The following is a 13,292-nucleotide window of genomic DNA, read 5'->3' on the forward strand; positions in this document are numbered from 1 at the left end:
TATCATCAAGCTGCTGCCTGTCAAAAGGGTTCTGCAAATTAACCGAGAATCATGTCCGGAATGATTTTACGCTACGCGGAAAAAATCACCCTTGGGCAAGTTTTTTATATCTTTCCAGCCTTTCCCTGGCATCGGCCGCGGCTTTGTCAAACAGTTCGCCGGCCCGATCGGGAAAAGCGATTTCCAGCGAAGAATACCTGACTTCGCCGCGTAAAAATTCCTTCAGATCGGCAGTCGGCTCTTTGGAATCCAGGCTGAACGGATTTTTCCCGGCCTGTTTAAACAGCGGGTTATAGCGATACAGGTGCCAGTAACCGGCTTCCACTGCTTTTTTCATCTCCAGCTGGCTGTTAACCATGCCTGCTTTCAGACCATGCTCAATGCAGGGGCAATAGGCGATTATGAGCGACGGGCCCGGATAGGCCTCGGCTTCCTTAATGGCTTTCAGGGTCTGGGCCTGATCGTAGCCCATGGCCACCTGTGCGACATAAACATAGCCGTAGCTCATGGCCATCATGCCCAAATCCTTCTTCTTGGTCACCTTCCCGGCAGAGGCAAATTTGGCAATGGCGCCGGCAGCAGTGGCTTTTGACGACTGCCCGCCGGTATTGGAATACACCTCTGTATCCAGGACCAGCACGTTGATATTCTGGCCTGAGGCCAGAACATGGTCAAGCCCGCCGTAACCGATATCATAAGCCCAGCCGTCGCCGCCGAAGGCCCAGTAGGACTTATGCGGCAGAAAGTCCTTGTTTTCCAGGATAAAGTCGATCCGCTCCTGCTCGGCTGCCGATTCGGCCCGGTAGTGGCCAAGAGCCTGGGCAAAGGCGGCCGAGGCTTGCCTTGAGTTTTTGGCATCCCCCATGGTTTCGATCCACTGAGTGGCGGCGGCTTTCAAAACAGCTTTTGCCGCGAAATATTCCGCATGCTGCCTGATAATCTTGCGGATTTTCTCCGAACCCAGGAGCATACCATAGGCATATTCGGCACAGTCCTCAAAGAGCGACATGGCCCACGCCGGTCCGTGGCCTGCTTTATTTTTCGTGTACGGCGTCGCCGGCGTGCTGCCGCCGTACGCCGTAGAGCAGCCGGACGCATTGGCGATATACATTCTGTCGCCGAAAAGCTGGGTGACCAGTTTGATGTACGGTGTTTCGCCGCAGCCGGCGCAGGCGCCGGAGAATTCAAACAGCGGCTCGGCAAACTGGCTGTATTTCACCGACTTCTCCTTGTCCACCTCTTGCTTGACTGCTACCTTGTCAACGGCGTACTCCCAGTTCTGTTCCTGGTCGCGCTGGGTTGAGAGCGGCATCATGACCAGCGCCTTTTGCTTGGCCGGGCAGATATTGGCGCAGCTGCCGCAGCCGGTGCAGTCAAGGGGCGATACCTGAATTCTGTATTCATACTGTTCCAGATCTTTCCCCATGGCTTTTTTCGTTGCCAAACCGGCCGGGGCGGACTTGCGTTCCTGTTCATCAAGGAGCAGGGGCCGGATGGCCGCATGGGGACAAACGTAAGAACATTGGTTGCACTGGATGCAATTGCCGCTGATCCACTCGGGGACATCCACCGCCGCCCCCCGTTTCTCATAGGCGGTGGTACCTGCCGGGAAGGTTCCGTCTTCCATGCCGACAAAGGCACTTACCGGGATGCTGTCCCCCTCCTGCCGGTTCATGACATTGACTATGCTTTCAATAAATTCGGGAATAGCCTTTTCATTAGCAGGCTTAACCGCTGCTATTTGGCCCCACGCCGCCGGCACAGCCACCCAGACCAGACTGCTGATTCCCTTGTCCACGGCCGCACAGTTCATGGCAATGACCTGGCCGCCTTTTTTCCCGTACGTTTTTTGGATGGCGTCTTTCATATAGCCTATGGCATCGGCGATGGGAATAATATTCACCAATTGGAAGAATGCCGCCTGCAGGATCGAATTTGTCCTGCCGCCCAGTCCCAGCTCCTTGGCAATATCAATGGCATTGATGATATAAAACCGGACCTGCTTTTGCCAGATGGCCTTTTTCATGGCGTCAGGCAGGTTATATGCCAGTTCCGCCACGCTCCATTGGCAGTTCAGCAGAAAAATACCGCCTGGTTTCAGATCTTTTAAAATATCATATTTCGTCACATAGGACGGATTATGGCAGGCAACGAAATCGGCGGTGCTTACCAAATAGGGTGACCGGATGGGCTTTTTCCCAAAACGGAGATGGGACTGGGTAAGCCCGCCGGATTTTTTGGAATCATAGACAAAATATGCCTGGGTATTAAGTTCTGTATGCTCGCCGATAATTTTGACCGTGTTCTTGTTGGCGCCCACAGTACCGTCGGAGCCCAGACCCCAAAGCTTACAGCTTAGCGTGCCCGCAGGCGAGATGTCAATTTCCTCCGGCTGCGGCAGCGAGAGAAAGGTAACATCATCAAGGATGCCGATTGTAAAATTATTCTTTGGCTCTTTGGCCTGCAGGTTTTCATAGACGGCGATGATTTGGGCAGGTGTTGTATCCTTGGAGGCCAGACCATAACGGCCGCCGATAATGAACATGGGTTTATTGAGCTGGTAATAAGCCTGGCAGACATCCTGATACAAAGGCTCCCCGACAGCCCCCGGTTCTTTGGTTCTGTCCAGCACGGCAATCCGTTCCACGCTGGCCGGGATGACCTGCAGCAAATGTTCCACGGAGAACGGCCGGTAGAGGTGGACATTGACAAGCCCGACCTTTTCCCCTTGGGCCAGCAGATAATCGATGGTTTCCTTAATCGTATCGCTGACCGAACCCATGGCGACAATCAGGTATTTTGCATCCCGGGCGCCGTAATAATCAAACAGCTTGTAGTTTCTGCCGGTCAGAGCGTTGATTTCATTCATATAATTTTCGACAATCGCCGGGATTGCTGCATGAAACTGGTTGGACGCTTCCCGCTGCTGGAAATAGATGTCGGGATTCTGTGTGGTGCCACGGGTACTGGGGTGTCCCGGATTGAGGGACCTCTGCCTGAATTTCGTCAGTTCATCCATGTCCACAAGCGGTTTGAGATCTGCATAATCCAGGGTGTCTATCTTCTGCATTTCATGGGAGGTTCTGAAGCCGTCAAAGAAATGCAGAAACGGAACCCGTCCCTTGATGGCGCTTAAGTGGGCGACCGCCCCCATGTCCATGACCTCCTGGGGGTTGGCGGCGGCGAGCAGGGCAAACCCCGTCTGCCTACAGGCCATGACGTCGGAATGATCCCCGAAAATCGACAGCGCATGGACCGAGAGGGAGCGTGCGGAAACATGGAACACCCCCGGCAGCAGTTCGCCGGCAATTTTATACATATTGGGTATCATTAACAGCAGCCCCTGCGACGCCGTATAGGTTGTAGTTAAAGCCCCCACGCCGAGGGAGCCGTGAACGGTCCCGGCCGCGCCGCCTTCTGACTGCATCTCGACAATCTCCACGGTCTGCCCGAAGATGTTTTTCTTGCCCTTTGCCGCCCATTCGTCCACATATTCGGCCATCGGCGACGAGGGCGTGATCGGAAATATCCCGGCCACCTCGGTAAAGGCATAGGATATATATGCGGCAGCCGTATTGCCGTCCATTATTTCAGTTTTTTTTGACATACCTGCTCCCCTTCCTCTCCTGTATTTCGCTTCTGCGAATAGGTTATTTACACCCTCTATTGACTGATTTGTCTGCCTTGTTACAAATTACACGCCGCCACCAGGAATACGGCAAAAGAGCCGGCAGCAAGCTTGGATAGAAACCACGCATAAAATACTTTTTCATTACCAATGGCTGCGATAAACGCCATCTGGCCTCCCAAAAGATAGGCACCGCTTACCGCAAAGGCACCATTGATCTGTTTCCCCTGTTCATCCATTGCGGCCAGCAGGGGAAGCATTGCCAGGCTATTGACAGAATTCAGGAGCAGCCCCATCATTGAGGCCTCATTGATGTTCAGTTTTTTGGCAGCCCGGCAGCAGCGCAGGCACAGATTGGAAAATACCATACCGCCGCCCATGATCAAGGTTATCTTTATCACCAGCCCCAAGCTCTCATAGACCACACCGGTGTCCAGTATCGCCTGTTCCGGAAAAAAAAGCTGCCAGACAATTACACCAAACAGCAGCTGACTGCCGGCGCGGATGACACCGCCAACAATGCCCAGCAGCTTTTCCAGAAGATAGCCGGCCTTAAAAAAGCCAACACCCAGCAGCATACATACGCCGGTAATAAGCCCGGTATTGACCAAAAGCTCTTGCCAGTCCAGCATTAGCATCATGCCGCTGGCAAGGAGCCCTGCCGGCACTGCCATCAGACCATACCAAAAGCCATTGTTACTCCCAGCCGCTATAGGCGGCGTTGCTTCAGGTGGAGACTCTACTCCACCTGAAGCAACAATGTTTCAGTTTTATTGAAACGAGTTCACTACCTTTTGGCTTCTTTCTGACAGGCTATGCTTGCAGCGCCAAGCGATAAATTTCCGCGGTGTTTGCTTCCGTAAGCTTGAGAAAGCTGCCGTGATTCGGACTCTTATGAAACATGTTTTTCACCAAGGCCGGAATATCCTCTTCTTTCCCGCCTATTTCTCCGATAGTCGTCGGCATCCCGATCGATTTTACAAAAGCTTTGAAGGCCGCAATCCCTTCTCTGGCTGTCACCTCGGGATCTTCAAAATTCATCTGACAGCCCCAGACCCTTACCGCGAACTGGACAAACCGGTTAAGGTCCTGTTTCAGCGCATAGGTCATCCAGGCCGGGAACAGAATGGCCAGGCCGGCGCCATGGGAGCAGCCATAGGATGTAGACAATTCATTCTCCATATGATGCGTTCCCCAATCCTGGTCACGGCCCACGCCAGTGATGTTGTTATGGGCAACCATGCCTGCCCACATGATATTGGCCCGTGCTTCATAATTGTCGGGCTCGGCCATGACTCTCCTGCCTTCCTTGATCATGGTCAAAAGAATCGCTTCACACAAACGGTCTGTAAGCTCAACATCCTTGGTGTGCGAAAATAGGCGTTCCATGCAATGAGCCATAATGTCGGTAATGCCGCTGGCCGTCTGATAGGGCGGCAAGGTCGTCGTCAGTTCCGGATTCATAATAGCGAACTTGGGTCTAAGGACGTCCCCGTCCGCACATCTTTTATACATGCCGTCTTCATGGGTGACAACCGAGTCGGTGGAGCCTTCGCTGCCCGAAGCCGCGAGGGTCAGTACCACCCCGACGGGCAGGGCCTCCGTTACGGGCCTGCCCCCGTAGAAATCCCAGAAATCGCCGTTATAAGGAACGCCCAGGGCGATTGCTTTGGCCGAATCAATCGCACTGCCGCCGCCTATGGCCAGTACAAAGTCAACCTTTTCTTTTCTGCTCAGTTCGATTCCTTGGTAAACCAGACCGCTTTTCGGATTCGGCTGTACTCCGCCCAATTCCACGTATTCTATGCCTGCCGCGGCCAGAGAGGCTTTCACGCGGTCCAGGAGGCCCGATTTCACGACAGAGCCGCCGCCGTAATGAATCAGCGCCCTGCTGCCGCCGAAACGTTTAACATGTTGGCCTGCCGATTCCTCGGTGCCTTGGCCGAAAACGAAGTAGGTAGGACTGTAAAAGGTGAAATTATTCATAAGCTAGACCTCCTAATTTTACTTAATGAAATAAAAGCTTACGGAGCCGGGAATTTTACTTGCTCTTTTCCGGCTTGTTATTCTTGCCGCTTACTACCGCAAGGACATGCTTTCGTTAGCAAGCATGTCCTCTATCAGTTGCAGCAGCCCAGGGTCAATTTTTATAAAAGCCTATTACGCCTCCGTATAGATGCCTTCACGCAGCCAGCGGTTCAATTGCTCGCGGTTCAAATGCGCAATGCCAAGATATGCAAGGCCGTAGCCGGCATCCTTCATTAAATCGCGTTTCAGCATCGAGCAGCCCAGGGTGATCATGGCATCAATGACGGGAGTTTCAACCCCGAATTTTTTGCCTAACTGACTGATCAAATAGCAGCCAATCGGAATATCTTCCGTAATATAGCGGTTCTCAAGGGAGAATGGGCCATCGCCATAAGGCTCTTGCCTGTAACGCATATCATAATCAAAGGGAATTTTATACCCCTTACCCATGTATTCAGGACCATAGATGGAGCTGCGGCAGAAGAAATAGTCTGTGTCAACCGGAGCAATATCTGTGCCGCAAGCCTTGGCAACAGCAACGGTCTCTTTCCAGAAATCCACCTGAACCTCAGCAGTAGCCGGGCACAGTCCGTGGGCATATAACGAATAATTCTGCATCTTCTGACCAAACAGGGTAAAGTTCTGCATTACGGCAGCACCTAAGATTGCGCCCGGAACATGGATAACAGGATTGATATTGGAAAGAGAAACGTCTAACACCGTATCGCCTGTCTGATAGCCGAAATCTTCAAGATCTGAAGCATATGTGCAGGGATCAAAAGGCGGAAAATGTTTGGCTGATTCGACAAACACTGCATTATCAGTTGCCGGGATAGCAGCACCTCTCATTAAGAGTACGCGGTCACCGATATTAACCTCATTAGTGCTAAGACCACCTTTAACCAGAACACGCGCGCCATAAGGCGAGGTTCCCCAGCCGCCAACGATAACTTTTGCCGTGCTTTTTGCTTCACGCATCATCTTGCGGAGCAACAAGGTGCCATAGTTATCAGGGATGATATGAACAATCTGGCCATCCTCCAGGAGCGGAATCAGCTTTTCAAATAGCGCCTGGTGTCCAAGCGCCACTGTTGTGACCACCACAAGTCCCGCGCCTTTTACCGCTTTGGCTAAATCGTCAGTGACCATATCCATATGAGCCACACCAAGGCGGTCAAACATCACGCCGTTGGTTTGCGGGCCGCTAAGTTTAATACCCGTCTTTTCCACATTCTTAAGCGATTTTGGTGCAAAGCGGGGATCATCCCACAGCCTTACCTCCCGGCCGGCTAGCTTGCAGTCAGCCGCGCAGGGCTTGCCTACGCCGCCGGCGCCAAGAATGGCTATCGGTTTTTCCTGTGCATATTCCAGATACATAATTGATTACCCCTTTCCCAGATAACAAATTGATATTTTTAAACTAATTGTAACAGCAACGTGTTTTATGTTGTGTGCCGGTTTTCGCCGCTTTTTTGCCGCATCTCACCTCCTTCCTAATGAGTGCTATCCAAGATGTCATGTAAGGTGTAAAGCCAGCATAGCAATCAACGTTCTCAACCTCCTGGTATTTTATATTTTAGCATCGCCCCCTTTATGAGGATGTTCCCCCCTTCATCGTTTCTTTGCCGTTCTTCGTCTTTTTGCAAAAGAGGAGGAACTGTCTGCAGGGGATGAAAAAAAGCACTATTTGTTATAGTGCTAATAAATATAACTACAGCCCTTGCGGTTCTCTCCGGTTGCCGGTCATGAAACCCCCGGCGCAACTGATTTATCCTGGGCTCTTAAGCGGGAAAACTCTTTTCTTACCATGACCACAGTCCACAGCACAATGATCGCATCGATCGCCAGTGATCCATAATAAATACCCGCAACCCCCATCATCCTGGGTAAAATCAGCATGACCGGTATATAGAAAACGAGTTGCCTGGCAAGGCCAATGATGACTGCCGGTTTCCCTTTATCAATAGACGGGAAAAAGCTCATCGCCATGAAAATAGCCGCCAATAAAGGCATAATCGCCATATAAATCCGGAAATGCAGCAATTGTGGGCTGCTAAACACCTGATCAGGCAGCATCAACCCCAAAATAAAGGCGGGAGACGTTATGGAGAGAACCCAGAACGGCAGAGCCAGCAATATCGAGCCAACCGTAAACAATTTATAGGAATGAATGACCCGCTCATATTGGCCGGCCCCATAGTTTATGCCAACGACCGGCTTCAGCGCCTGCATGATCCCGTAGATCGGCGTAAGCGCAAAGACAAATATCCGGTAGACTACGCCATAAAAGGCAGTCTCCAGGACGGTGCCATATTGCGCCAGGGCGTTAAAAATAACCACTCCCTGAGCCAGAGTCATAACCACCGAAATGAGGGAAGACAGGCCCAACCGTAAAATTGACTTTACCGTTGTCATATCCCAGCAAAATGAAAAAATCCTGGTTTTGAATGAAGCAAAGCCCTTGCCAAAGTAAACCCAGCCCAGGAGTGTATACACCAGCATCCCTATATTGGTTGCCCAGGCGGACCCGGCCACGCCCAGATGCAGTGCGGCGACAAGCACATAGTTAGCCAGCACATCCACCGCCAGTCCAATCCCCATGATAACTGCCGCCGCCTTCATTTTTCCCTCAGCGCGGACAATCATATTGGCGGCCAGGCCATAGATCCAAAAAAACGCGCCGAGCACCGTAATCTTAAAATAACGGTCTCCCAGAATTAATACTTCGCCGGCTCCGCCCATGATTTTTACCAGTTGGGACGAACAAACCAGCCCGACTGCCATGTACACTGCAGTTACAAGCAAGGAAAGACAATTGACTGTTCCCAGCAATCTGGCCTGGGTGCTTTTGTCCTCACGGCCAATGGCAATACTCAATACAGCACCGGCGCCCACCCCGAGGAACAGGCCAAACCCCACACTGATTTGGGTCAGCGGATAAGCCACGGAAACGCCGGCCAAGGCGGTCTCACCCACGTATTGACCAACAAAAGCGGCGGCAACAACCGCATTCAAACCATAGAGAAGCATGGCCAGAATAGCCGGCCACGATAAACTGAACATCACTTGCCACAGGTTTTCGTTTAATATAAATTGCTTTTGTTTTTCTTTCCCAGTGCCATTTGTCTGACTCATGCAAACGCTCCTAACACAACTGATCATTTTTGCCGGTGCTGTCCAGCCTTCACCCAGCAAGCCACTTACCTAACGCTCTCGCTGCTGCTAATTATAATCTGCCAAGTTCTTGGCAGCGGGAAACACAGGCTTTTACCCCCTCTTTCAGGCAACGGTCAAAGCCGAGTTCCTCCATTTTATTAAGCGCTGCAAGTGTTGTTCCCCCCGGCAAACGGAGTTTATCCTCCAGCATTTCCACACTCAGCCCAGAATTCAGAAGCATTTCTGCACTGCCTTTCATCGTTTGGGCAAAAAGTCGTAAGGCAGTACTTTCGTCAAATCCCATCTGTACGGCTTCTGCCAATATAACACGCGCCATATGGTAGAAATACGCCGGAGCAGACCCGTTAAGCGGAACCACCTCACACATAAGCGACTCCGGTATCGCTTCGACAATACCGCAGCTTGATAAAAAACGCTCCACTTCTTTATAGTCAGCGTCAGTTACTGTATCAGCGCGGGAAACTGCGAAAGCCCCCAATCCCACTTGGGCCGTTAGCGTAGGCATACACCTAACCACTTTACAGCCTTTTCCCAATCGTTCCTGATACCATTCGCTACTGACTCCTGCTGCCAGAGAAAGAAGCACGGTTTCAGCAGGTAATGCATTCTTAAGTTGCGGCATGATCGAATCTATTGCTTGCGGCGTTACAGCAACTACCACAAGGGGAGCTTCTTTAACCAAAGCATCTATCGATGAAAAAACGCTGTATCCCTTTCCCCTAAAAGCATCACAAATTGTTGGCGAGACATCGAAAATTCCAAGCTGATTCGGAAAATAAACGCCACTCTGTTCTGCTCCCGTCAGCATTGCCTTTGCAATGTTACCGGCACCTATACAGCCAACGGCTACGCTCCCACTCATATTACTAATCCTTCCTCTCTACCGCGACCGGTTTGTTGTCAGATAAAATTGATTCAAATTGACAATTGATTTTGGACGGCCTTCTAAGAAATTTTATTTTTATTTTAGCACCGCCACTCCCGGGAGGATGTGCCACCCTTCATAGTTTTTTTGCCTCTCCTCGCGTTCTTGCCAAACCACCGCCAGCTGCCGCCGGTGGGCGGCAGCACCAAATACCACGTCAGACTGGGCGAAAACAGCCACCTTTGCAAGCAGCTATGGGCCGAAACAGCCGCATAGGCAGAAAAACAGCAGCAAAAGTACGTGTAACCCATTGCTCGCCACTGGTCCCAAATGGGTGTTCCACGCTCATCTGCCGCTGTACGTAAGCACAGGGACGCTCTTTTTGCTTCCTTATCCTAATCCAGTGAATACAGACAGGCCGGTTAAGGTGATAAACTACCCCTAACCGACCTGTTTTAGGGATATCCCCGCAGCCCGCACGCTGGGCGAATAGACGACTTTCTTTAGATTCCATCAGACGCCGGGCACCCTTGCTTCAGTTATGCGCTCTGGCACTATCTACCTGCGTTCAGGACTGCAACTGTTATAAAGAGGAGTGGCCGTTAGCTCCAGTTGCCGTGAAACTAGGTTATCAGGTAAAGTTCCTTTTAACCTCCTCCGGCCGGCGGCGGACGGCCACCGCGGCCCAGGCCGCTCCGGCCCCCAGCACCCCGGCCATACCCACGAACGCAAACCCCCAGACCATACCCGCCCAGCCGCTTATCACCCCCACAACCAGCGGCCCCAGTAACATGCCCATACCGTAAATGGTCTGAAAAAAGCCCATCGCGGTGGCCTGGCGGTGGCCGGCGATATCACGGATGCCCAGGCTCATGAGAATGGGGAAAACCAGTCCCCGGGCGAAGCCGGCTATTGCCTGGGTCACAAACAGGGTCATGATATCCGGGACAAGGGGAATGGCAAAGCAGCCGGCGGCCATCAGCAAAAAACCGCCCGCCACCATCAAGCGCTCGCTGAAAATACGCCGGAAAAAAGTAGCGCTGAGGAGCGATGCCATGATACCAGGCAGCAAGTAGATCATCGGCAGTAAACCGATCTCGGCGTAGCTGGCACCAAGGTTCTGGGCGACTAGCGGCACGAAGCTGAACACGGTCCCGAAGCTGATAACCTGGATCACCATGCCTAACAGCGACGGCAGCGCCAGCGACCAATCGCGGGCCATAGCCACGATATCGCCCAGGCTAACTGACTGCCGCACCGTCTGCGCGGGCACCTCGCGGACAACCCAGTTGCCTGCCAGGGCCGGCAAAGCGATTAGCGCCGCCAGCAGGAACGACTGTTCCTGCCCGTAGTATTGGGCGACCAGACCACCGGCAAACATCGCCGACATCTCACCGGAGTTGACGATGGCATTGACCAGCCCCATGGCCTTACCGCCCTCGGCCGGCGGATAGCAGTGGACGAAGAACACCGTCTGCAGCACCCAGGCGGTGGCGGCAATGCCGGAAAGCAGCCGGAAGAAAAGCAAGCAGTATATGTCACGGAACAGCCACATACCGAGACTGCCGGCCAGACCGAGAACGGTACCGGCTATCAGAAAAACCTTGCGGCGGTCCAGCCGGTCGGAGATTATCCCCAGCGGCAGCCGCAACAGCACCTGGGTCAGGCCATAGGACCCCAGAATGACGCCGATCATCTGGTAACTGGCCCCGAGGTCCTTGGCATAAGTCGGCAAAATGGGTATATATGTAGAAAGCGAAAACCAATATAGCCAGATCGAAAGCCCGGCTATTACCTTTTGTCGCACAAAATCCATATTATTTCCTCTTCTGAACAAACATAATATCAGCAGTTCAAGCAGGGTCCCAGTTGAAAAAACTGAATATCCGGGACTCAGGCTTCACTCAGCCCGAAATCGCTGAGACAATATTATAATATAAGTTTCTAATAACATGCCAGTTATCCTGCCTGTAAATGGAGGCAGGTAAAGAAAGTCCAAGCAATTAAGCAATAAGTGTAAGCACTATGGCCGGAACCGATAGTGCTTACACTTGGTCTCCAATATTTTATGCAACCTGATGCCAAAAAAGGACCGTCCCCACTGTCATAGGCCGACTCTTTTCAAAACCAACAGTCATTTTTACTCATGCAGACTTAACCCCTTGGTTAAGCGGTCGACATGGTTTTTTTTGCCTACCATGCCAATACCCACCAGATTAAGGTCGTTAGCATCAAACTCGGCAACCTTGGCCCGGTTATCAACGTCATTGTATGTATTAAACAGTTCTTCGGTATATATTGCCATATTTACTTCTTTGTTCAACGCTTTCAGCAGTAAGTCTTTTAATTGTTCGCCGTTTGCAGAGTATATCATGATTGGCTGTTTCGACATCGGCAAATACGTATTGCCGGTGCCGTCCACGTATGGTTCACCCAGTACATCCTGCTGTCCGCCGATCCCACTCATAATAAACGCAGTTATATTAAGCTTCTGCCACAGCAAAAGGTCTTCCCGCAGTACGGCAATGATTTTATTGTCAAACCTCATTAATAACCCTCCTCTAGTTATCAGCTTCAAGTATTCATTTGCTGTAACACCATCACTGCTTTAAACTGTCGACTTAAGTGAGTAATATCGCCCTTCGCAGGGGCAAGAAGATTAACCTTAAATTCAATTGTCAGGACCGGGACTCCGGCAGGCATTGGACTCAAAGCTGCATTAGAATCTCGATTTCACCCGGAATGACCTTCATTAGTTCGGCACCAATAAGATTCAGCACAGAAGATGGGGACATTGACACGGCATTCTCTCTAGTTCAGGTTTAAATGTGACTTATATTCGAACGCTGTTATTCCATAAATTCTTTTAAAATGCTTATTTAAGTGAGATAAATCAACAAACCCACATTCTGCCACAGCCGAGTAAATATCCTTATTTTTTTCTAATAACTGCTTAGCACGATTTACCTTGCAAAATATAAAATATTGATATGGGGAAATTCCGGCATTAGCTTTAAATAACCTGATAAACTGGTATTTTGAGATAGAAAACTCTTTACATATTTCATTAAGACTCATTACATCATCTAATTTAGAATAAATCATTTCCTTTGCTTTACGAATTAGCTTATTATCTTTTTTACAATCTATAAAGATAGTCGTTGGATTAAAGTTATCTACAAGGGATAGGAGCAGTTCACTACACAAGACTTCATCTTCATCACTCTGAATTGCATCGGAAAGATGTAAGATACTATTCCTGAGAGCCTGATTATAGACAACTGGAGTTGTAAAACGAACCATATCCTTTTTGCCTAGGATATCCAAAAACAGTCTCGGCTCAATATATAGCATAACATAATCAAGCCCCGAGCTATCATGTGCCCTGCCATCATGTATCTGTTCAGGATTGAAGAGCATAACCCCATTCTCATATGACGCATGAAAACTGCCATCTAAATTATACTCTTGAATGCCACGCAGGGTCACACCTAGTGCATATTCCTCATGACAATGCTTTTTATAGGTGAAATCTGTAAAACTAGCTGACAGCGCAGTGATATCTGATGATTTTTTATATACGAATCTTTCCAT

At 50.6% G+C, this 13,292-nt stretch carries 10 protein-coding genes; all 10 read right to left on the reverse strand.

What is annotated here, in order from left to right:
• Positions 1-85 precede the first annotated feature (85 nt).
• Positions 86-3,607, reverse strand: a complete 3,522-nt coding sequence (gene nifJ / locus ACZ481_RS16060) for a pyruvate:ferredoxin (flavodoxin) oxidoreductase (protein WP_464766361.1) — start codon at positions 3,605-3,607, stop codon at positions 86-88.
• Between the two features lie 80 nt (positions 3,608-3,687).
• A complete protein-coding gene (gene eutH / locus ACZ481_RS16065) occupies positions 3,688-4,389 on the reverse strand; it encodes an ethanolamine utilization protein EutH (protein ID WP_464770643.1) in 702 nt (233 codons plus the stop codon).
• A 52-nt stretch (positions 4,390-4,441) separates the two neighbouring features.
• Complete coding sequence (locus tag ACZ481_RS16070; RefSeq protein WP_464766362.1) at positions 4,442-5,614, reverse strand: iron-containing alcohol dehydrogenase; 1,173 nt, start codon at positions 5,612-5,614, stop codon at positions 4,442-4,444.
• A gap of 174 nt (positions 5,615-5,788) precedes the next feature.
• Positions 5,789-7,033, reverse strand: a complete 1,245-nt coding sequence (locus tag ACZ481_RS16075) for an NAD/NADP octopine/nopaline dehydrogenase family protein (RefSeq protein WP_464766363.1) — start codon at positions 7,031-7,033, stop codon at positions 5,789-5,791.
• A gap of 366 nt (positions 7,034-7,399) precedes the next feature.
• Positions 7,400-8,791 (reverse strand): MATE family efflux transporter, encoded by a 1,392-nt coding sequence (locus ACZ481_RS16080; RefSeq protein ID WP_464766364.1) that lies wholly within the window; start codon positions 8,789-8,791, stop codon positions 7,400-7,402.
• 91 nt (positions 8,792-8,882) lie between these two features.
• On the reverse strand, positions 8,883-9,695 hold the full coding sequence (proC, locus tag ACZ481_RS16085; protein WP_464766365.1) for a pyrroline-5-carboxylate reductase: 813 nt from the start codon (positions 9,693-9,695) through the stop codon (positions 8,883-8,885).
• Between the two features lie 99 nt (positions 9,696-9,794).
• A complete protein-coding gene (locus ACZ481_RS16090; protein ID WP_464766366.1) occupies positions 9,795-9,938 on the reverse strand; it encodes a hypothetical protein in 144 nt (47 codons plus the stop codon).
• Between the two features lie 391 nt (positions 9,939-10,329).
• Positions 10,330-11,514 carry an MFS transporter gene (locus ACZ481_RS16095; RefSeq protein ID WP_464766367.1) on the reverse strand — a complete coding sequence of 395 codons (1,185 nt, stop codon included), beginning with the start codon at positions 11,512-11,514 and terminating at the stop codon, positions 10,330-10,332.
• Between the two features lie 324 nt (positions 11,515-11,838).
• Positions 11,839-12,246, reverse strand: coding sequence for a DUF2000 family protein (locus tag ACZ481_RS16100; protein ID WP_464766368.1), 408 nt, complete (start codon positions 12,244-12,246; stop codon positions 11,839-11,841).
• Positions 12,247-12,509: 263 nt separating this feature from the next.
• Complete coding sequence (locus ACZ481_RS16105) at positions 12,510-13,292, reverse strand: AraC family transcriptional regulator (protein WP_464766369.1); 783 nt, start codon at positions 13,290-13,292, stop codon at positions 12,510-12,512.

The sequence above is a fragment of the Sporomusa intestinalis genome, from assembly GCF_055383785.1.